This is a genomic window from Actinomadura rugatobispora (assembly GCF_042656285.1).
Taxonomy (GTDB): Bacteria; Actinomycetota; Actinomycetes; order Streptosporangiales; family Streptosporangiaceae; genus Spirillospora; species Spirillospora rugatobispora.
The window spans coordinates 21962-40222 of sequence record NZ_JBHSON010000067.1 but is presented as its reverse complement, the minus strand read 5'-3'; the positions used below and the strand labels follow the sequence as shown (position 1 = coordinate 40222).

Below are 18261 nucleotides of genomic sequence, written 5' to 3'. Positions count from 1 at the left end.
TAGAGGAAACATTGTAACGCTCACGGTAACGATCGCCGGATCGGGTGTCAACGCCCGAGCGGGCCGCAGGTGTTTCCCTAAGGGAAACGCCATGCCCTAGACTGCGACTGGCCCACCCTGGTCCGTCGGAAGGAACCGCCGTGTCGCGCAATGCGACCTCCCAGAACGCCCCCGCACCCGCCGCCGAGGAGGGCGAGGGACAGAGCCGCTCGATCGCCGCCGTCGAGCGCGCGATGGACGTGCTGCTGCTGTTCGGCCGGAGCGCCCGGCCCGACCTGGGGGTGACCGAGATCGCCACCGAGCTCGGCCTGACCAAGGCCGCCGTGCACCGCATCCTCACCGCGCTGCGCAGCCGCGACCTGATCACCGTCGACCCGGTGAGCCGCAGGTACGCGCTCGGGCACGCCGCGATCGGGCTCGGCCGCGCCTACCTGGCCCGGATGGACCTGCGCGCGATCGCCGCCCCCGAACTGCGCCGCCTCTCCCAGGAGGTGGGGGAGACCGCCACCCTGTCGATCCGCCGGGGCGACACCCGGCTGTACGTCGACCAGGTCGTTCCGCCGCACGAGCTGCGCGTCGACGTCAGCCTCGGCATCCCGTACCCGCTGCACGCGGGCAGTTCGTCCAAGGCGATCCTGGCCTTCCTGGACCCGGTGGAGGTCGATGGCCTGGTGGCCCGGCACGGGCTGGAGGCTCTCACCGGCAGGACGATCGTCGACGAGTCCCGGCTGCGCAGGGAACTGGCGGCGATCCGCAAGCGCGGCTACGCCTCGTCCCAGGGCGAGCGGCAGGAGGGCACCGCGTCGATCGCCGCGCCGATCTTCGACAATGACGGCCGGGTGATCGCGGCGTTGAGCGTGGCCGGCCCGCTGACCCGGTTCAAGGCGCGGATGGCCGAGTGCGCGCCGCCGCTGCTGGAGGCCGCGAGCCGCATCTCCGGCCGGCTCGGCCACGACGGCTGAGGGAGCGGCCACCGCTCACAGGTCGGCGCCGGGCTTGAACACGCCGAGGGCGGCCGCGCCCAGGACGGCCGCCCAGATTCCGAACACGTACGGCAGGCAGCCGTCCACCGAGCGCTTGAGCGCACGCTCGACCTGCGGGGTGGAGCCGCCGCCCAGCAGCGCGTCGAAGGCGGGACCGAACGGGCGGAGCGTGACGCGGATCCCCAGCCCGCAGGCGATGGCGAGGGTGTAGAGGGCCAGCTTGGCGCCGAGCCAGCGCGGGTCGGTGCCGACACCGAACGGGCGGTCGGCGAGCAGGGTGTAGCCGGCGACCACGGCGAGCGCCGCCACCAGGGCGATCCGCACCGCCCAGTCGGCGCGGCGCACCCAGGGGAACCCGCCGTGCGTGCGGTGGTCGGCGACGGTGGCCGCCAGCCAGGCCAGCGCGAAGATCCAGACCAGCGTGACCTGCCACCAGCCGAAGGCGGGCGCGCCGAACAGTTCGGCGCCGTGCGGATCCAACGCCATCAGCGTCACCCCGCTCGGCAGGAACAGCACCAGGCAGACCTTCGGGCCGAGGTCGAGCCCGCTCATGACGCTGAGCGCGGCGGCGCGGGCGGCCGGGGCCAGATCGGGCTTGAGCACGTACCGGCTGGAGTAGAAGACCCCGAGGTCGCCGCCCAGCCAGAAGACGAAGAGCACCAGGTGCAGCAGGATCCACCAGCCGTGCGCGTGAGCCCCCACGACCATCCCCTTGCTTTGGAAACGAAGTTTCGTTGTGGGGAACGTTAACACGTGCCGGTCAGGTGCCGGCGGCGCGCGCCCGCCGGCCCGCCAGCTCGGCGAAGACCACCAGCCGGTAGGCGGCCGAGAACTTCGGATGGCAGGTGGTGAGCGTCAGCATCGCCTTGCGGGGCTTGCGGCCCGGCTTCATCGGCACCGGCGCCGCCACGTCGGTGCGGCTCGGCCGCACGATGGTCCGGCCGGTCACCTTGTAGACGTACGTCGTGGTCGCGGTGTCGACCAGGATCTCGTCCCCGCGCGCCAGCTCGCCGTTGCGCTCGAACGGCCCGCCGTAGGTGGTGCGGTGCCCGGCGACGGCCAGGTTCCCGACCTCGCCCGGACCGGCCGTCCCGGGATAGTGGCCGGGTCCCTTGCGCAGGTCCGCGACGCCCACGCCCTCCACGACCGCGTACCGGTACGACGAGCCGAACCTCGGCACGCGCAGTAGCGCGAACGCGTCGCCCTCCGGCACGGCCGGGGGCGCGGCGCCCCGCCCGCCGCCGCCGTCCGAGCCCGTTCCGGCCAGGGCCCGCACGCGTTCGGAGTTCCACCGGCGTTCGAGATCGTCGTGCAGGTCGCCCTGCCGCCGTTGCGTGAACCCGCCCGTCCCCCAGGACAGGTAGCCGACGAACATGGCGAGGATGAGGCCGGCCGTCAGCGACATCTCGGCAAGGCTCCTCAGGACCGTGCGCATGGCCACGAACCGTAACCCGGAAAAAGGGAAACGGCGATCCCCACAATGAAACGATTCTGTTTCCGGCGCGGGCCATCCCTTGACATCGTGCGCCCGCACGGCTTCGCTATGTCCACGTTGCGAAACTATGTTTCCCTATGCGAAACAGAGTGCGGCGGAGAGGAGTGGCGACACACGATGAGACGCTCACGAACGGCTCTGCGCGGCGCGGCCGCGGCCATCACCGCGGCCGGCGCCGTCGCGATCCCGGTCGCGGCGGGCACCGCGTACGCCGGCACGGGACAGATCCCCTACCAGTGCCAGATCTTCGGTACCCGGTTCGATTACAACGCGACCGTGACGGTGACCGCCCCGGCCGCGGCGAAGGTCGGGGACGAGGTGAGCGTCGACGTCGACTTCTCCGACCTCCCCGGGGTCGCGCCGCTGCCCGTCCAGAAATGGACCACCTCCGGATCGGTGACCGTCTCCGGGGCGCAGTCGGGCACCCTCCCGATCAAGGCGCCCGAACGGACCGGCCCCGTCCCGGCCTACGGACCGCTCCCGATCGGCAAGGTCTCCGGCAGGCTCACGCTGAGCGCGCCCGGTGACGTCGGCCTCGCGCCCGCCGGGCTGTCGATCCTCGCCGACGCCGGCGCCCAGGCGACCATCGCCTGCACGCCCGTGACCACCCCCGCGCCACTGGCCACCATCAAGGTCGAGGAGGGCGGGCAGGACGGCCCGGACGCCTCGGTCGAACCGCCCACCGTCGTCCAGGGCGGCGCGTTCACCGTCTCCGGCACCGGCTGGCGGCCGGGCGCGGCGGATCTGACGCTGTGCGACGCCAACGGCGCCGCCTGCGAGCCGGACGATCTCACCGGCGTGACGGCCTCGGCCGACACCGCGGGCAGGCTGACCGCGTCCGGGAGCATCGCCGAGTCCGCCGCCGTCGGTGCCCGCACCCTGATCATCGCCCAGGGCGCGGTCACCAAGAGACTCGCCCTGACCGTCACGGAGAAGGTGACGCCGCCCGACGGCGGATGCGGCGACAAGCCGGCCTCCGAGTGCGGCGAGCAGAAGATCAACCTGACCGTCAACGGCGGTCCGCTCACCATGTCCCGGCAGCCGGGCGAGGTCGACCTGACCCCGGTCACGCTGAACGGCACGGAGCAGAACGCCACCGGCTCGCTCAAGGACGTCGAGGTCGTCGACGCTCGGGGCGGCACCACCGGATGGTCGCTCACCGGCACGCTGACCGACTTCGGCTCCGCCGCCGGCACGAAGATCCCGGCCGGGAACCTGTCCTGGACCCCCCGCTGCACCGCCGGCCCCGGTGCCGGCACCGTGACGCCCGGCAGCGCGGGCGCGCTCAGCACCACCACGGCCGCGACCCTGTGCCGCGCGCCCGACGGCGCCGGGAAGATCACCGGCGGCACCTTCACCGCCGATGCCGGCCTCGACCTCAAGATCCCGCCGACGACCGGCGCCGGCCGCTACACCGCCATCCTCACCCTCACCCTGTCCTGACCGTCCCGCATCCGCTCGACGCCACCCGAGGTGATCGATGAGCCCGCGATCCCGGATCGCCGCCGCCGCGGCGTCGCCGGCCCTGGCCACCGCGCCCGGTGCCGCCCTCGCGGCGGCGCCGGCCGGGACCGCGGCGCCGCCCGCGCCCGCGCCCGCGAACGGGAACGGGTCCTGGTCGGTGGGCCCGGTCAACCGCAGCGCGGCCCTGGCCGCGCGGCCCAACTTCGCGCTGGAGGCACCGCCCGGGGAGACCGTCCGGGACGCCGTGCGGATCACCAACCTGACCGCGGCCCCCATCACCTTCCGCCTCTACGGAGCCGACGCGTACAACACGCCCAGGGACGCGGGATTCGCGCTGCGCACGGCGGAGGAGAAGGCCCAGGACGTCGGCGCCTGGATCGCCCTGAAGAGCACGACGCTGAAGGTCCCCGCGCGTACCGCGAAGGAGGTCCCCTTCACCGTGAAGGTCCCCGCGCACGCCACCCCCGGCGAGCACATCGGCGGCATCGTCGCGCTGAACACCGCCGTCGAGAGCGTCCAGGAGAGCGGCGGCGCCCGCGTCGGGATCCGGCGGGCCGTCGGTGCCCGCGTCTACCTGCGTGTCAGCGGGCCGCTGACCCCCGGCCTGCGCCCTGACGGGCTCACCGTCGCCCGGACCGAGCCGCTGGTCCCGTTCCTGCGGAAGGGGCGGGGAACGATCCGCTACACCGTCGTCAACACCGGCAACCAGCGGATCACGCCGACCGCGCGGGTCTGGGCCACCGGGCTGTTCGGCCGCCGGATCGAGCAGTGGCCCGACCGGCGGCTGCCGGAGATCCTGCCCGGCCAGCGCACCGAGATCACGCTGCCGTGGAACGGCACCCCGCCGATCGACGCGGTGACCGTCCGCGTGGAACTCACCGACGGCGACGGGATCAGAGCCCGCACGCAGGTCGGTTTCACCACGGTGCCCTGGGCGGTGCTGATCGTCCTTGCCGGCTCCATCTTCCTGGTGTGGTCGGTGCTGCCCCGGCTGATCCGCCGCTGGCGGGAACGGGCCGGCCTGGGCGGAACCGACGAGACGGGGGTGTTCCTGTGAGGATCCACGCGCTCGCGGTGCTGCTCGCCGCCGGGCTGGCGGTCCCGGCGTCGGCCGTTCCGGCGCAGGCCGTGCCCGGAGTCATCCGGGCCGCCGCCCCCGGCGTGGGCGTCCAGCCCACCGGCGCCGCGGCCGGCACCGCGGCCCGGGTACGCGGCAGCGAGTGGACGCCCGGAACGACCGTGCAGATCCAGATCTGCGGTGCCGGCGCGGTGCACGGCTCGGCCGACTGCGACACCGAGCGCGGCGTCACCGCGATGGTCGCCCCCACCGGGACGTTCGAGGCCGGCCTCACCGTCGGGGCACCGCCCGCCGCCTGCCCCTGCGTCGTCCGGGTCGCCACCATGCCGGGCGGTACCGCCGCTCCGGCCACCGCCACCGCGCCGTTCACCGTCGAGGGGCACCGCGTCGAGCGCATCGTCCGCGACGCCGTGCCGGTCCGCGCCGACGTGGTCGGCATGGAGATCGTCGGCGGCGGGGAACGCGGCGAACTGTTCGGCGGCACGCCGCGCCGCACGCTGGTGCTCCGGATCCGCAACGCGGGCCCGGAACCCATCGTGGACGCGCCGCTGGTCGTCGGATGGGGCGCCGGGGCCACGGCCGACAGCCCGCTGGACGCGCCCGCGACCGGTACCCTCCGGCCCGGCCAGACCGCCACGTACCGGGTTCCGGTCCAGTTGCCGCCCGCCTCGTTCGGACGCTTCGTGGTCGGCGGCCGGTACGCGGGCTCGGTCCCGTTCGAGAGCTCCTTCAGCACCTATCCGTGGGGACTGCTCGGCGTGAACCTGCTGGCGGCGCTGCTCCTGCTCCTCGGGATCCGGCTGGCGCTGGGCCGCCGCGCGGCGGCCCGCCGCCGTCGGCGTCTCGCGGCGGTCCCGGCGGCGTCCCGCCAGGCGGCTCCGGACACCGGGCCCGTGGTCGAGGTCACCGACCTGATCGGCTACCTGGACTCGGCGGCGCGCTCACCGTCGGGAGCGTACGTGGTCGACCGGGACGAGCTGATCGGCTACCTGGAGGGACGGCGCGGCGGCGCCGCCGACGCCGTCGACCTGGAGGCGCTGGACCGGTTCCTCGCCCCGGCCGGGGAGGAAGGCCGATGACCACCCGGCCGATGACCACCGGGCCGATGACCACCGGGCCTGCGCCGCCGCGCGGCCGCGCCACCGTCGCGGCGGCCGGCCGGCTCGCCGTGCCCGCCGCCGGAACGCTCGCGGGCGGCACCGTGCTGCTGCTCGCCGACGCCCTCGGCGGCGTCGTGAAGGTTCCCGGCGACGTGGTGACCTACATGGCGCTCACCGGGCTGCTGCTCGCGTGCGCCGGGCTACCGCCCGTGCTGTGGCAGGCGCGGCGAATGCCCGCGCACGGCGCGACCGCGGTCGCCGGCGCGCTCGCCTGCCTCGCGATCGCGCTGGCGGGATCGGTGCCCGCCGTCCCGGTCTTCGCCACCGGCGTGATGCTGGCGGGCCTCCTCGCCGCCCCGCTGCTCGCGGTGCCCCGGGCGCAGGCCGTCCGGGCGCCCGGGGCGCCGGCCTGGTGCCAGGCCGCCGCGCTCGCCGGAGCGGCCGTCGCCGCCTGGCTCGCGACGGCCCACTCCGCCGAGCCCGGTACGGCACTGCTCTTCGCGGGCCTGCCGGCCGCCCTGCTGGCGCTCGCCTCGATCGCGGTCCCGTACACGGTCCCGGCACCGCCCGCCCGGCCGGTGGCCCGGCTCCGGGACGTCGCCGGCGGGGACGTGCGCGCCGCCCTTCCCGCCTACCTGGCGGCAGGCTGGGTCGTCGGCGCGTCGCTCATGGGCGGGCTGCACCTGCTGCTCTTCCGCTGGAACCTGGTCGGTGAGCAGCCCGTGCGGCATCTGGCCTGGGCGCTGCCGCCCGCCGTGGTGCTGGTCGTGCTCGGGCGCCGGACGGCGGAGGCGGCGCGGACCCTACCGTGGCTCCTGCTGGCCGGCGCGGCGGCGCCGGTGCTGATGGCGACCGCCCCTGGGCCGGTGCTCCTCGCCGCCGGATTCACGGTCGCCGCGGCCGCCGCCTGCCTGGCCGTCGCCGCGCTCGACACCGCCGTGCTGCGCCCGCTGCCGTACGAGCGGCACCTGCCCGCCGCCGGGCTCACCGCGGTCGCGGCCGTGGCCGGCGGCCTCGCGGGGTACGGCTGCGTCACCGCCCTGCGCGGGATGCTCGCCGAGGGATCCGCGCTGACGCTGACGGCCGTCCCCCCGATCCTCGCCGCCCTCGCGGCCCTGCGCGTACGCGGCCGGGAGGCGCGGCGGCCGCCGCCGTTTCTGGAGGTCCGCGCCCTGGTGGTACCGCGGGGGCCGGTCCGGCTCCGCCGGATCCACCTGAGGGTGGAGGCGGGGGAGATCGTCGCGCTCACCGGCCCCGGCGCGCGGGTGCTGCTGGCCGCCCTGGCCGGCCGGGTCCCGTCCCGGGGCAAGGTCCTGCTCGGCGGCGCGGATCTCGCCTCGCCGGCCGCCCGGCGGCGGACGGGGCGGGGGCTGTGCCACCTCGCCGGCCCCGATCCGGGCGTCCCGGACGCGCTGCCGATCGCCGAGGGACTGGCCGGCCGCGCCCGCGCGATGGGGGCCGTCCGGCCGGAGGACGCCGCCCGTTCCGTACTGGAGGTGTTCCCGGCACTGCGCGGGCGCGGCGCTGATCTCGCCGGGACGCTGGACGCGCCCGAGCGGAGCCTGCTCTCGCTCGCCGAGGCCCTGCTGGCCCGCCCCGGGCTGCTGCTGGTGGACGGCATCGCCGACGGGCCCTGCGCCGGCGCCGCGCACGCCGTTCTGCGGCGCCTGGCGGCCACCGGCACCGCCGTCGTGCTCGCCGGACCGGCGGGACCCGGAACCAGGGCACTCGCCAGCCGCGTCTGCGCCGTCGGCCATGACCGCGTCACCGAACTCCCCGATCCCGCACCCGCCGAGGCCCGCCGGCCGTCGCCGGCGGCCTCCAGCACCGGAGGTCCCGCCCTGTGATCGCGATCGTGCTCGCCGCGCTCGTGGCGGCCCCGCTCGCCGTCCCCGCACCCGCCGTCCCCGCACAGGGGGCCGCCGCGCCGGCGCTCCGGGTCAGCCGCAGCACCGACCTCTCGGAAGGCGACGCGATCACCGTCACCGGGAGCGGTTTCCGTCCCGGGCTGAAGTCGGTGGCCGTGGGGCTGTGCCGGGAGGGCTACACCAACGGGCTCAGGGACTGCGATCTCGGCGGCGGCGCCACCTTCGTCAACATCGACGCCAAGGGCGCCTTCCCCACCGTGAAGCTCAAGGCTCGTGTGAAGTTCAACGGCATCGACTGCATGGCGCGCCAGTGCGTCATCGGTGCCGCGCCCCTGCCCACCACCAACCCGCCCGCCGTCGTCAACGCCAACACCGCGGTCGTCCGTGTCGGCTTCAAGGGGTCGTCGTTCAAGGGCGGCGCCACCCAGGCGCCCGCGGCGGCGCCCGCGCCGTCCGCGGCCCCGGATACGGGCGGCCCGTCGATCGCGCTCTGGGCCGCCACCGCGGCCCTGCTGATCCTTGCCGGAGCCGCTGTCGCCGCCGTCCAACGCCGCAGCCGATGACCAGAAGGAGCGATCCATGACCGCCATCAGAAAGCGTGCCGGTACCGTCGCCGCGCTCAGCGGAGCCTGCCTGCTGGCGCTCGCCCAGCCCGCCCTGGCCGCACCGAAGATCGACGCGAGCAAGACCACCGGGCTCAAAGCGGGGGACACCATCACCGTCACGGTGACCGGCCTGACCCCGGGCGAGACCTTCGTGACGCTCGGCCTGTGCGAACCCAAGCCCAAGTTGCCGACCGACTGCGCCGCGCAGTCCACCGGCGCCGCCATCCAGGGCACCTCGGACAGCGGCGGCAACTTCCTGACCCAGGCCGGTGCCAAGGAGGCCAAGCTCAAGATGGTGGCCAAGGCCGGGGACGTCACGTGCGCGTCCAAGGCGGGCGCCTGCGTCGTCGCCGTCACCGCGCTCGGCGCCAACATGGCGGCCAACACCGCGGAGATCCCGCTCACCTTCACCGGCGGCGGCGGAGGAGACGGAGGCGGTGGAGACGGCACTGGCGGCGGCGACACCGGTGGTGGTGGCGGTGGCGACGGGGGCGCCCTGCCGAACACGGGCAGCCCCGACGGCCTGCCCACCTACGCCCTGATCGCCTCCGCGCTGATCATGGCCAGTGGCGCGGTCCTCTTCATCATCCCGCGCCGCCGCAGGAACGAATCGTGAGGCGGGGTCGGACGGCCGCGGCCGCTCTCGCCGGCGCCCTGCTCGCGGCCGCCGCGTTCCCGGCCGCGGCCGCGGCGGCGCCCGGACCCATCACGTACACGACCACGGTGAACGGTGACCCGGCCGACGTGTACGCGCCGGCGCCCGGCGACATCAAGGCCGACCTGCCGGTGGCCCTGCTGCTCCAGGGCGCCAACGTGGACAAGTCCGCGTACGCGGCGTACGCCAGGGCGGTGGCGGGGTACGGCTTCACCGTCGTGGTGCCCAACCACCACCGGGTGGTCTTCGGGCAGCCGGGCCTGTTCGCCGAGGAGGCCCAGGCGACCTGGACCGTCGCCTGGGCGCGCGGCGAGGACGGACGGAGCGGATCGCCGCTCGAGGGCAAGATCGACACCGGCTCGCTGGTGCTGCTCGGCCACTCGTTCGGCGGCGCGGCCGGGCTGACGCTGACCACCGGCGCCTGCGTTCCCCCGTTCTGCGGTACGCCCGCGGGTAAGCCGGCCGAACTGAAGGGCGCCGCGTTCTTCGGTACCAACAACACCCCGCCCGGCGGATCGGGCAACCCGCCCGTCGCCAACACCGTCCCGGTCGCCCTGGTCCAGGGAACGGCGGACGGGGTGGCACCGCCGGCGGCGGCCCAGGGCACCTACGGCGCCCTGCAGTCGCCGCCCAAGATGCTCGTGTCCGTCACGGGCGCCAACCACTACGGGATCACCGGCACGCAGAACCCGGCGGGCGCCCTTCCCGACCCGTCCCCGCAGACGGTGTCCCAGGAGACCAGCGTCAAGGCCTCCGCCCGCTGGAGCGCCATGTTCCTCCGGACGGTCCTGGGCGACGCCTGGTCGGGAGTCTGGCTCTGGAACGTCGGGGATTCGGTGGACGACGCCGTCACGGTCCAGTACGTCCGCTGACGACCGGCGCTCCCGCGGGCCGGCGCTCCCCCGGCCCCCGGGAGCCCCGGCTCAGCGGGGTTCGGCCAGGTAGGCGAGCGCCGCGTCGAGGGAGATCACCTCGGCGTACTTGGCCTGCAGGTCGAACAGGCTCGCCTCGTGCGGGCGCGGATCGCGGTCCCCGCAGGCGTCCCGTACCACGAGGGGCACGAATCCGTGCTGTACGGCGTCGACGGCGCTGGCACGCACGCAGCCGCTCGTGGACAGCCCGCACAGCAGCACCGTGTCGATGCGCATGGCCGTCAGCGTGGCGGCCAGCGAGGTACCGAAGAACGCACTGGCGTACTGCTTGACGATGACGGTCTCGTCCGGTTCCGGGCGCGGGTCGGCCGGGAATCGGCCGAGCGGGTTGCCCGCCTCGAAGCAGGCCAGCGCCGGGACCTTGCGGTAGAAGAGCCCGCCGTTCCGGCCGCCGGGATCGAACTCGACCCGGGTGAACAGGACCGGCACGTCCCGGCCGCGTGCCCCGGAGACCAGCCGCGCCGCCGCGGCCACGGCCTTCTCCACTCCCGCGTACAGCGGCGAACCCCGGTCGAGGTAGGCCCGGACGATGTCGACGGCGACGACGGCAGGGCGGGCGCCGGGCGCCAGCGTCCCGCCGAAGCCGGCCGCCTCGTAGTCGGATTCCAGATCACCGGTCATGCGCGCGGCCTCCTCCATCGACTCGGTGCGCGAAGGCGAACCCCGCCGCGCGGAGCCGCCCCGACGTCACCGGTACGGCCGGAGTCCGGATCTCGCCCCGGTAGACCAGCTCCGGCAGCCCCTCGGCCGCGCAGATCTTCCCGAACGCCGCCGCGTTCGTCGGCGGCACCGTCGCGTCCGGGACGGCGTTGTAGACACCGGTGAGCTCCCGCTCCACCACGAACTCGAGCGCCCGCGCCGCGTCCCGGTGGTCGATCCGGTACAGCAGTGACTCCGCCGCGAACGGCACGCTTCCGCCCAGCACCTCGTGCGCGAACCGGACCCGGGCCGGGTAGTCGATGTCCCGGGGATGTCCGTACACGTCGGGGATCCGTACCACCGCCCCCCGCGGCGAGGACAGCACCGCCTCCTCCGCCGCGACGAAGTTGCGCGGCGACGCGTCCGCGTCATCGGTCGTGGGAGTCGCCTCGTCGATCAGCGATCCGCTCCCGGCCCCGTACACCGACGTCGAGCTGGTGAACACCACCCGCGGATGGACGGCCACGGCGGTCCGCGCGCTCGCCGCCAGCGTGTCGGCGTACTCGGCGACCCGCCGCGCCGCGTCGAAGGAGCGCGACAGGCGCGGGCTCACGGTCAGCACCACCGCGTCCGCGCCCCGCGTCGCCTCCGCCACGGCCGCGCTGTCGGATCCGCGCAGCACCGCGACGTCCGAGCAGACCTTCCGCAGTTCCCCGACCCGCTCGGACGAGGTCGTCGTCCCGGTGACGGCATGCCCCGCCGCACGCCACCGCCGCGCGAGCTCCATCCCGACATTGCCGCACCCGATGATCACGTACCGCACGCCCACCTCCATGGAAACGACGTTTCCATCATCTCACCCGGACGCGTTCCCGCGCACCCGTCGGACGCCGCCCGCCGGCTCCGCCCAGGGGCGAGCGATCACCGCGCCCGCCCGGCGGCCAGGCGACGGCCCAGCAGGCGGCCGAAGGTGAGGGCGGGGGTGATGAGCATGCCGCCGCAGAAGCTGTTGCCGCAGGTGGCGGCGGCGCCGATCACCTCGCCGGCGGCGTGCACCCCGTCCATCGGGGTGCCGTCGGTACGGCGCACGCGCAGGTGTTCGTCGACGTCCAGGCCGGAGAACGTGACGAGGGCGATGGCGTGGTTCCGGATGGCGAAGAACGGGGGTTCCGCGATCGGGGCGGGCAGGTGGGTGCGGCCGAACTCGGCGTCGTGCCGGGCGGTGACCGCCTCGTTGTAGCGCTCGACGGTGGCGGTGAGACCGTCCGGAGCGATGCCGGCGAGCGCGGCCAACTCGGTGAGCGTGTTCGCCTTGTGGACGCCGGCGCGTACGCCCGCCTTGGCCGAGACGTCGTCCGGGCTCCAGCCGACGACCATCGGTACGGAGCTGCGCCGCGCCTTGTCGTCGAAGACCGTCCAGAACGTCCCGTCGGCGGACGTGGCGAGCGCGCGTTCCTTGAGGTCGATGCTCGTCTCGTCCTCGGCGACGAACCGGAGCCCGGTCCGGTCGACGTAGATCTCCCAGGGGAGCCGTTCGGAGGCGATCAGCAGCGGGCGCTCGTCGTAGTACGCCCTGCCGGGGGTGGTGGGATGCGGGAGCCCGCCGAAGGTCGGCAGGTACAGGCCGCGTCCGGCGATCGCCGCGCCCGCCTCCCGCGCGATGACGATGCCGTCGCCGGTGGACGTCGGATGCGCGGCACTGACGAGGGCCGCTCCCTCGAGCTCCTCGAACAGCTCCCGGTCGGAGGCGAAGCCGCCGGTGGCGAGCACGACCGCGGGGGCCGGCACCTCGACCTCGTCGACACCGCCGCGCAGGACGGTGACGCTCGGCGCGCCGCCGGGCCGTTCGGTGAGGCCGATCGCGGCGCTGCCGAGCCACAGGTCGACGCGCCCGGCGGCGATCTGCTCGTCCAGCAGGCGCCTGAGCACGGCGAGGATGGACAGGCCGGCGTCCTTGCCGTAGTGGGTGCGCGGGACGCGGTACGGCTCGTGGCCGTAGACCAGCCGGGGCGACTCGGGCGCGAACTCGAACCCGTGGCCGTCCAGCCAGTCGATGGTCTCGGGAGCATGGCGGGCGGCCAGTTCGACCAGGTCGGCGCGGGCGGTGCCGCCGCTGATGCGTTCGATGTCGGCGATGTGCTCCTGGACGGAGTCCTCGATGCCGCGTTCGCGCTGCCTGCGGGTGCCGGCGGCCGACATGTGGCCGCCGCTCGTGTGCAGGGTGCCGCCGATCCTGGAGTCCTTCTCCACCAGCAGCACCCGTGCGCCGTGGCCCGCGGCCTCGACGGCGCAGGGGATGCCCCCGGTGCCGGCTCCGACGATGACGACGTCGTACTGGTGATGCATCGGCAACACCCGCTCCTTTGTTCCGGATAAAGGAACAAGGTTCCATTGATCAGGCTTCCATGGTGCCTGCCGTGCCGCCTCCGTGCAATCCGGGTGGGGCCGCCGTCATACCGGGCTCGTCAGGCGGGACGGTGGCCGAACCGCTCCGACAGCCGCCGCACCGCCTGCAGCAGCGCCTCGGCGCAGGCCTCGGCCTGCTGGGTGAACCGGTCGATCGGGCCGCTGACGCTGATCACGGCGATCGGCCGGTCCCTCTCATCGAGGATCGGCGCGGCGACCGACGCCGCGCCCGCCTGCCGCTCGGCGGTCGAGCGGGCGTAGCCGCGGGCGCGGATCTCCTGGATCTCGCGCCGCAGCCCGGGAGCGTTCGCGATGGTCGCCGGGGTGAGCCGCTCCAGCGCGGGCTGCGCCAGATAGTGGTCCACCTCGTCGTCCGGCAGGAAGGCCAGGAACGCCTTGGACGACGCGCCGGCGTGCAGCGGGTAGGGGACGCCCAGCGTCACCGACATGATCAGCTCGCGGCGCGGCAGCACCTGGTCGATGTAGGAGCGCGTCCAGCCGGACCGGACCGACAGCGTCGCGGTCTCGACCGTGAGCTCGGAGAGCGCGACCAGTTCGGGACGGGCGACCGTCCGCACGTCGATCTGCTCCAGGTACGCCATCCCGAGCTTCATCGCGCCGAGACCGAGCGAGTAGCGCCGCGTCGCCTCGTCCAACTCGATCAGCGCGTGCCCGCGCAGCGAGGTGAGGATGCGGTGCACCGCCGCCTTGGAGAGCCCGAGCGCGTTGGCGACCTCGGTGACGCCGAGGGTGGCCGACCGCTGCTCCGCGAAATACATCAGGACGTCGGTGGCCCGCTCCACCGTGGAGATCGTCTGGCTGGTGCCTCCGCGCTCCTCGGCGCCGGGCGAGCGCTCGCTCGAGCGGACGGTGCTGCTCATGGACGTGGTTCCTTCCAGATCCTCTGGCCGGACATCGGCGCACGCCGGTCGGGCGTGAGGCGGTTTCGTTTCGTTAAGTGTAATTCCGTTCCACTGGGCGGGCCCTCTGCCCCTCCGAGAACCGTAGCCGACCGCGAAGGGAACACGAACCTACGATGTGAACAGGGGGCCGTCCCCTCGGGCGCAGCGGCTGGGCGGTGCGCACCCGCGACCTGGACGCGGCGCCGGCCGGCGTCAGGTGCACGGGCGGCCGGGTCCTCGGAGAGCCGGCCGAGGGCGCCGACCCCCTGCACGGCAACGGCGCCGCGACGCCGACCACCACACCGAACGGCGTCTCCAGGCAGGCGGCACCCCGTCCGGCGGCGAGGCGCAGATACCCTCCCGTCTATCCGGTCCTACATGCCGTCGCCGTTCCAGCGGCCGGCGGAGCGGCTGCGGACGGGGCGGCTGGACAGGATCGGGGCGGGGATGGGGTCGCCCTTCCGCCAGTTGCGGCCGGCGCCCCAGACGTAGGCGAGGTCGTCCGTGCGCTCGTCGGGGTGCTCCAGGGAGCGCGGGTCGGCACCCCAGTCCGCGTTCACCGGAGCGTGCTCGTGCTCGTGGTCGTCGTCGCCGTGGCCGCCCTGGAGGCGGGCGGCGTCCACGGCCTTGGCGATGGCGAGGAGGCTCTTGTCGGTGCCGGTACCGTGCTGGACGTACTCCTCGTCGATCTCCCCCTGCTCGCGCTGGTACCGGACGGAGGCGCGCAGGTCGGCCAGGTCGCGGTCGCTGCGGCCGGGGGCTCCGGCGCCCAGGTCGTGCGAGGACGTCGACCAGCGCATGCGGCCCTCACCCGGGCCGTAGTTGATGGCCTCGCCGCCCCAGCGGACCCACTCGCTCTGGGTGTACCAGTTGAACAGCTCACCGTCGGAGCGCAGCAGCCAGGTCGCGCCGCCCTCCAGGCTGGTGAAGTGGCCGTGCTTCACGCGGGCGGGACGGAAGAAGTAGGTGCCGAGGTCCAGGGTGCCGAAGTTGTACTCCATGTGCCCCTGGACGGTGTACGCCTCCTCGTAGCACGGGTGGTGCGCGAGGCGGTGGTCGGTCCATCCCTCCTGCGCGTGCACGAGCCGGGTGTAGAAGCCGGTCTCCGGATCGACGTGCAGGTACTTGATGAACAGGCCGGGCATCGGGCCGGGGTTGGGAACGGCGTCCCACGTCATCGCCTCGGTGTCGATGACGATGACGTCCTCGCGGGCACCCTTCCAGCGCGTCGCCCTGGTGCTCTCCACCGCGTCGAAACCGGCGTCGCCGTACTCGCGGTAGTGCAGCAGGCGGGTGCCCTCGCTGAACGTGATCGCCTCGGTCGGGACGCCCTTGGGCGCGTAGACGTAGCCGCCCTTGCCGATCTCCTTGCCGTTGTAGGTCATCGACCCTTCGAGCACGTGGTATTCGGTGTTGGCGTGGTGGATGCCGGGGCCGCGTCCCCAGTCGGTGTGGAAGTCGACCCGGAGGGAGCAGGAGCCGTCCTCCTCGTCGACCGACAGCCGGCGCTCGCTGGCCCGGCCCTCGCCGCCGACCAGTTCGGCGCCGTGCCAGACGTAGTCGTTCTCCTGGATGAGCTCGACGTGGGGTCGCATCAGGGCACCTCTCCGGTATTCGGCGTATTCGGGGAATCGGTGGTGGCGGGCCGGGCGGTCAGCGGTCGCGGAGCTCGCGCTTGAGGACCTTGCCGGCGGCGTTGCGGGGAAGCGCGGTGAGGAACTCGACGCTGCGCGGCACCTTCGGGCCGGACAGCCGCTCGCGGCAGTGCGCCTCGAGCGCTGCGACGTCGACGGACGCGCCGGGGAGGGCGACGACGTAGGCGGCGACCCGCTCGCCCCACCGCTCGTCCGGCAGCCCGACGACGGCGCAGTCGGCGACGCCGGGGAAGGTGCCGAGGACGTCCTCGATCTCGCGGGGGGCGATGTTCACCCCACCGGAGATGATCATGTCCTTCTTGCGGTCGACCACGTAGATGAAGCCGTCCTCGTCCCGGGTGACGATGTCGCCGCTGGTGAGGAAGCCGTCAGCGGTGGTGCAGCCGCCGGTGGCGGCGTCGTCGCGCAGGTAGCCGTTCATCAGGAACGGGGAGCGGCTGAACAGCTCGCCGCGTTCGCCCGGCCCGACGGGCTCGCCGGCGGGATCGACGACCCGGACCTCGGTCATGTACCAGGGCAGCCCGACCGATCCGGTGCGTTCGGCGTCGGCCGGCCGGCAGTTGGTGACGATGCCCGCTTCGGTGGAGCCGTACAGCTCATGGACTCCGGCATGGGGGAAGGCCTCCATGACCCAGTCCTTGAGGACGGCGGGCAGGGCCGCCGCGTTGAAGTAGAGGGTGTCGAGGCTGGAGGCGTCGTACCGGTCGAGGGCATCGGACGCGCGAAGCGTCTGCGCGTGGGTCGGCACGAGGAACGCGGACTGGGCGCGGTGCCGCTCGGCGAGCGCGAGCATGTGCTCGGGGTCCCACTTGGGCAGCATGACCACGGTGCCGCCGGCCACGACGGGCGCGTAGTCGAAGACCATCCCGGCGCCGTGGTACATCGGTGCGACGGCGAGGCTGACGCGGCGGGCGCCGAGGCGCCATTCCATGGCGGACAGGTAGCACATCAGCGTCCGGGCGCGGTGGCTGCTGAGGACGCCCTTGGGCTTCCCGGTGGTGCCCGAGGTGTAGTAGAGGCAGCAGGCGTCGTTCTCGTCGACGGGGACCATCGGGTCGGTGGCCGGCGCGGACTCCAGCGCCTGCTCGTACGAGGCGACGCCCGTCCCGCCGATCTGGAGGACGACCTCGACCGGCACCGGCGGTTCCGTGTCGGAGATGTGGGCGCGTGCGCCGGAGTGCTCCAGGATGTGGGTCGTCTCGGCGTCGGTGAGCCTGGTCCCGATGGGGACCAGGACCAGTCCCGCCTTGGCCGCCGCGGCGATGACCTCGGGGTACTCCAGGCGGTTGCCGAGCCGGACGGCGACGCGGTCGCCGGGCCGGAGCCCGCCGGCGAGCAGTGCCCGCGCCAGCCGGCTCGACCGTTCGTCCAGGGTCCGGTAGGTCAGGCCGCGGTCGCCGTCGATGACGGCGACGGTGTCCGGCGTCGAGGCGGCGAACTCGCGCACGCCCCCGGCCATCGTGAGCGACGCGCCGCCTGGGAGTAGTGCCATGACACCACCTCCGTGGTCAGCGGATCCGTGTTCCACAATATGGAATTGAGTTCCGTTGTGCGTACCCGAGAGCTTGCCGGGTGTGCGTATCGCTCGTCAATGCCTGGCTTCGGGAAAGTCTGACGTTTAACGTACGATGGCGCGCGTGACCGCCGACAGGGCCCCCGACCGGCCGCCAGCTCCCGTCCCGGCGTACGCCGGGATCGCGGCCAAGCTGCGCGAGCGCATCATCGCCGGGGAGTTCAAGCCCGGTGACCGGCTGCCCATCGAGCCGGAGCTGTCGGCCGAGCACGGGGTCAGCCGGAGCACCGTCCGGGAGGCGCTGCGGCTGCTGGCCAGCCAGAACCTCGTCACCACGACCCGCGGCGTCGCCGGCGGCAGCTTCGTGGCCTATCCGCGGCCCGACCAGATCACCGAGTACCTGGCGACCAGCCTCAACCTGCTCACCCTGGACACCAAGATCACGGTCGACCAGCTGCTGGAGATCAGGGAGATGCTGGAGGTGCCCGCCGCCGGGCTGGCCGCCGCGCGCGGCGACGAGGCGGGCCGGGCGGAACTGCGCGGCTCGCTGTTCGACCCGAGCGCGCTCGACCCGGCGGAGATCTTCGCGCCCAACCGGCACTTCCACGCGGTGCTGCTGAAGATGGCGGGCAACCCGTTCCTGGAGGTCGTCACGCAGCCGGTGTTCCGCGTGCTCAACGAGCGGTTCCTGCGGGAGAACGCGCCGGTCCGGTTCTGGTACCGCGTCGACCACGACCACCGGGAGATCCTTTCCCGGATCGAGGCGGGGGACGAGGCGGGCGCGCGGGAGGCGTGCCACGCGCATCTGGAGAACCTGCGCGAGACCTACACCACCATCGATCGCACCCGCCTGACCGGCGCCTGACCGGCACTCGACCGGCCCGCCGGGCGCAGCCGATCCCGACCTCGTCGATGAGGGTGCACCGGTGGCGGGCGCCGTTCCCGATCCACTGCCGCCGGAAAGCC

At 73.9% G+C, this 18261-nt stretch carries 17 protein-coding genes; 9 read left to right on the top strand and 8 right to left on the bottom strand.

What is annotated here, in order from left to right; translation table 11 throughout:
* The first annotated feature begins 140 nt into the window (after positions 1–140).
* The gene (locus ACFPZN_RS37315; RefSeq protein ID WP_378287210.1) at positions 141–962 is read left to right on the top strand and encodes an IclR family transcriptional regulator; all 822 of its coding nucleotides are present in this window, start codon (positions 141–143) and stop codon (positions 960–962) included.
* A 15-nt stretch (positions 963–977) separates the two neighbouring features.
* Here the strand turns inward: ACFPZN_RS37315 and ACFPZN_RS37310 are convergent, their stop codons facing one another.
* On the bottom strand, positions 978–1691 hold the full coding sequence (locus ACFPZN_RS37310; RefSeq protein WP_378287209.1) for a hypothetical protein: 714 nt from the start codon (positions 1689–1691) through the stop codon (positions 978–980).
* Between the two features lie 52 nt (positions 1692–1743).
* Positions 1744–2418 (bottom strand): class E sortase, encoded by a 675-nt coding sequence (locus tag ACFPZN_RS37305; RefSeq protein ID WP_378287208.1) that lies wholly within the window; start codon positions 2416–2418, stop codon positions 1744–1746.
* A 177-nt stretch (positions 2419–2595) separates the two neighbouring features.
* Here ACFPZN_RS37305 and ACFPZN_RS37300 point away from each other — a divergent pair, with 177 nt between their 5' ends.
* The 7 genes from ACFPZN_RS37300 to ACFPZN_RS37270 are packed head-to-tail and all read left to right on the top strand — an operon-like array spanning position 2596 to position 10120.
* The gene (locus ACFPZN_RS37300; RefSeq protein ID WP_378287207.1) at positions 2596–3921 is read left to right on the top strand and encodes a WxL domain-containing protein; all 1326 of its coding nucleotides are present in this window, start codon (positions 2596–2598) and stop codon (positions 3919–3921) included.
* Positions 3922–3958: 37 nt separating this feature from the next.
* A complete protein-coding gene (locus tag ACFPZN_RS37295; RefSeq protein ID WP_378287206.1) occupies positions 3959–4999 on the top strand; it encodes a WxL protein peptidoglycan domain-containing protein in 1041 nt (346 codons plus the stop codon).
* Positions 4996–6099 carry a hypothetical protein gene (locus ACFPZN_RS37290; protein WP_378287205.1) on the top strand — a complete coding sequence of 368 codons (1104 nt, stop codon included), beginning with the start codon at positions 4996–4998 and terminating at the stop codon, positions 6097–6099. Before ACFPZN_RS37295 ends, ACFPZN_RS37290 begins: the two co-directional genes overlap by 4 nt.
* A complete protein-coding gene (locus tag ACFPZN_RS37285; RefSeq protein WP_378287204.1) occupies positions 6096–7967 on the top strand; it encodes a hypothetical protein in 1872 nt (623 codons plus the stop codon). Before ACFPZN_RS37290 ends, ACFPZN_RS37285 begins: the two co-directional genes overlap by 4 nt.
* A complete protein-coding gene (locus ACFPZN_RS37280) occupies positions 7964–8551 on the top strand; it encodes a neocarzinostatin apoprotein domain-containing protein (RefSeq protein ID WP_378287202.1) in 588 nt (195 codons plus the stop codon). The genes ACFPZN_RS37285 and ACFPZN_RS37280 overlap by 4 nt, the downstream gene beginning before the upstream one ends.
* 16 nt (positions 8552–8567) lie before the next feature.
* Positions 8568–9209: a neocarzinostatin apoprotein domain-containing protein gene (locus ACFPZN_RS37275; protein WP_378287200.1), complete on the top strand. Its 642-nt coding sequence runs from the start codon at positions 8568–8570 to the stop codon at positions 9207–9209.
* Entirely contained in the window at positions 9206–10120 is a 915-nt protein-coding gene (locus tag ACFPZN_RS37270) for an alpha/beta hydrolase (RefSeq protein ID WP_378287199.1), read from the top strand. Before ACFPZN_RS37275 ends, ACFPZN_RS37270 begins: the two co-directional genes overlap by 4 nt.
* A gap of 51 nt (positions 10121–10171) precedes the next feature.
* On the opposite strand, the gene ACFPZN_RS37265 is transcribed toward ACFPZN_RS37270, so the two are convergent.
* From ACFPZN_RS37265 to ACFPZN_RS37240, 6 genes are all read right to left on the bottom strand, one after another.
* Positions 10172–10801 carry an isochorismatase family protein gene (locus tag ACFPZN_RS37265; protein WP_378287198.1) on the bottom strand — a complete coding sequence of 210 codons (630 nt, stop codon included), beginning with the start codon at positions 10799–10801 and terminating at the stop codon, positions 10172–10174.
* Positions 10791–11654, bottom strand: coding sequence for an NAD-dependent epimerase/dehydratase family protein (locus tag ACFPZN_RS37260; protein WP_378287197.1), 864 nt, complete (start codon positions 11652–11654; stop codon positions 10791–10793). The genes ACFPZN_RS37265 and ACFPZN_RS37260 overlap by 11 nt, the downstream gene beginning before the upstream one ends.
* 86 nt (positions 11655–11740) lie before the next feature.
* Positions 11741–13165 carry an FAD-dependent oxidoreductase gene (locus ACFPZN_RS37255; RefSeq protein WP_378287235.1) on the bottom strand — a complete coding sequence of 475 codons (1425 nt, stop codon included), beginning with the start codon at positions 13163–13165 and terminating at the stop codon, positions 11741–11743.
* Positions 13166–13284: 119 nt separating this feature from the next.
* Complete coding sequence (locus ACFPZN_RS37250) at positions 13285–14106, bottom strand: IclR family transcriptional regulator (protein ID WP_378287196.1); 822 nt, start codon at positions 14104–14106, stop codon at positions 13285–13287.
* Positions 14107–14501: 395 nt separating this feature from the next.
* Positions 14502–15722: a DUF4437 domain-containing protein gene (locus tag ACFPZN_RS37245; protein ID WP_378287195.1), complete on the bottom strand. Its 1221-nt coding sequence runs from the start codon at positions 15720–15722 to the stop codon at positions 14502–14504.
* A gap of 58 nt (positions 15723–15780) precedes the next feature.
* The gene (locus tag ACFPZN_RS37240; protein WP_378287194.1) at positions 15781–17274 is read right to left on the bottom strand and encodes a class I adenylate-forming enzyme family protein; all 1494 of its coding nucleotides are present in this window, start codon (positions 17272–17274) and stop codon (positions 15781–15783) included.
* Positions 17275–17419: 145 nt separating this feature from the next.
* Here ACFPZN_RS37240 and ACFPZN_RS37235 point away from each other — a divergent pair, with 145 nt between their 5' ends.
* On the top strand, positions 17420–18160 hold the full coding sequence (locus ACFPZN_RS37235) for a FadR/GntR family transcriptional regulator (RefSeq protein ID WP_378287193.1): 741 nt from the start codon (positions 17420–17422) through the stop codon (positions 18158–18160).
* Positions 18161–18261: the final 101 nt, after the last annotated feature.

What these genes read in the sequence shown, in the direction of transcription:
- ACFPZN_RS37255 (WP_378287235.1), bottom strand. Translation starts at nt 13,165, where the DNA reads ATGCATCACCAGTACGACGTCGTCATCGTCGGAGCCGGCACCGGGGGC.
- ACFPZN_RS37250 (WP_378287196.1), bottom strand. Translation starts at nt 14,106, where the DNA reads ATGAGCAGCACCGTCCGCTCGAGCGAGCGCTCGCCCGGCGCCGAGGAG.
- ACFPZN_RS37295 (WP_378287206.1), top strand. Translation starts at nt 3,959, where the DNA reads ATGAGCCCGCGATCCCGGATCGCCGCCGCCGCGGCGTCGCCGGCCCTG.
- ACFPZN_RS37245 (WP_378287195.1), bottom strand. Translation starts at nt 15,722, where the DNA reads ATGCGACCCCACGTCGAGCTCATCCAGGAGAACGACTACGTCTGGCAC.
- ACFPZN_RS37240 (WP_378287194.1), bottom strand. Translation starts at nt 17,274, where the DNA reads ATGGCACTACTCCCAGGCGGCGCGTCGCTCACGATGGCCGGGGGCGTG.
- ACFPZN_RS37275 (WP_378287200.1), top strand. Translation starts at nt 8,568, where the DNA reads ATGACCGCCATCAGAAAGCGTGCCGGTACCGTCGCCGCGCTCAGCGGA.
- ACFPZN_RS37265 (WP_378287198.1), bottom strand. Translation starts at nt 10,801, where the DNA reads ATGACCGGTGATCTGGAATCCGACTACGAGGCGGCCGGCTTCGGCGGG.
- ACFPZN_RS37310 (WP_378287209.1), bottom strand. Translation starts at nt 1,691, where the DNA reads ATGGTCGTGGGGGCTCACGCGCACGGCTGGTGGATCCTGCTGCACCTG.
- ACFPZN_RS37300 (WP_378287207.1), top strand. Translation starts at nt 2,596, where the DNA reads ATGAGACGCTCACGAACGGCTCTGCGCGGCGCGGCCGCGGCCATCACC.
- ACFPZN_RS37260 (WP_378287197.1), bottom strand. Translation starts at nt 11,654, where the DNA reads ATGGAGGTGGGCGTGCGGTACGTGATCATCGGGTGCGGCAATGTCGGG.
- ACFPZN_RS37305 (WP_378287208.1), bottom strand. Translation starts at nt 2,418, where the DNA reads ATGCGCACGGTCCTGAGGAGCCTTGCCGAGATGTCGCTGACGGCCGGC.
- ACFPZN_RS37285 (WP_378287204.1), top strand. Translation starts at nt 6,096, where the DNA reads ATGACCACCCGGCCGATGACCACCGGGCCGATGACCACCGGGCCTGCG.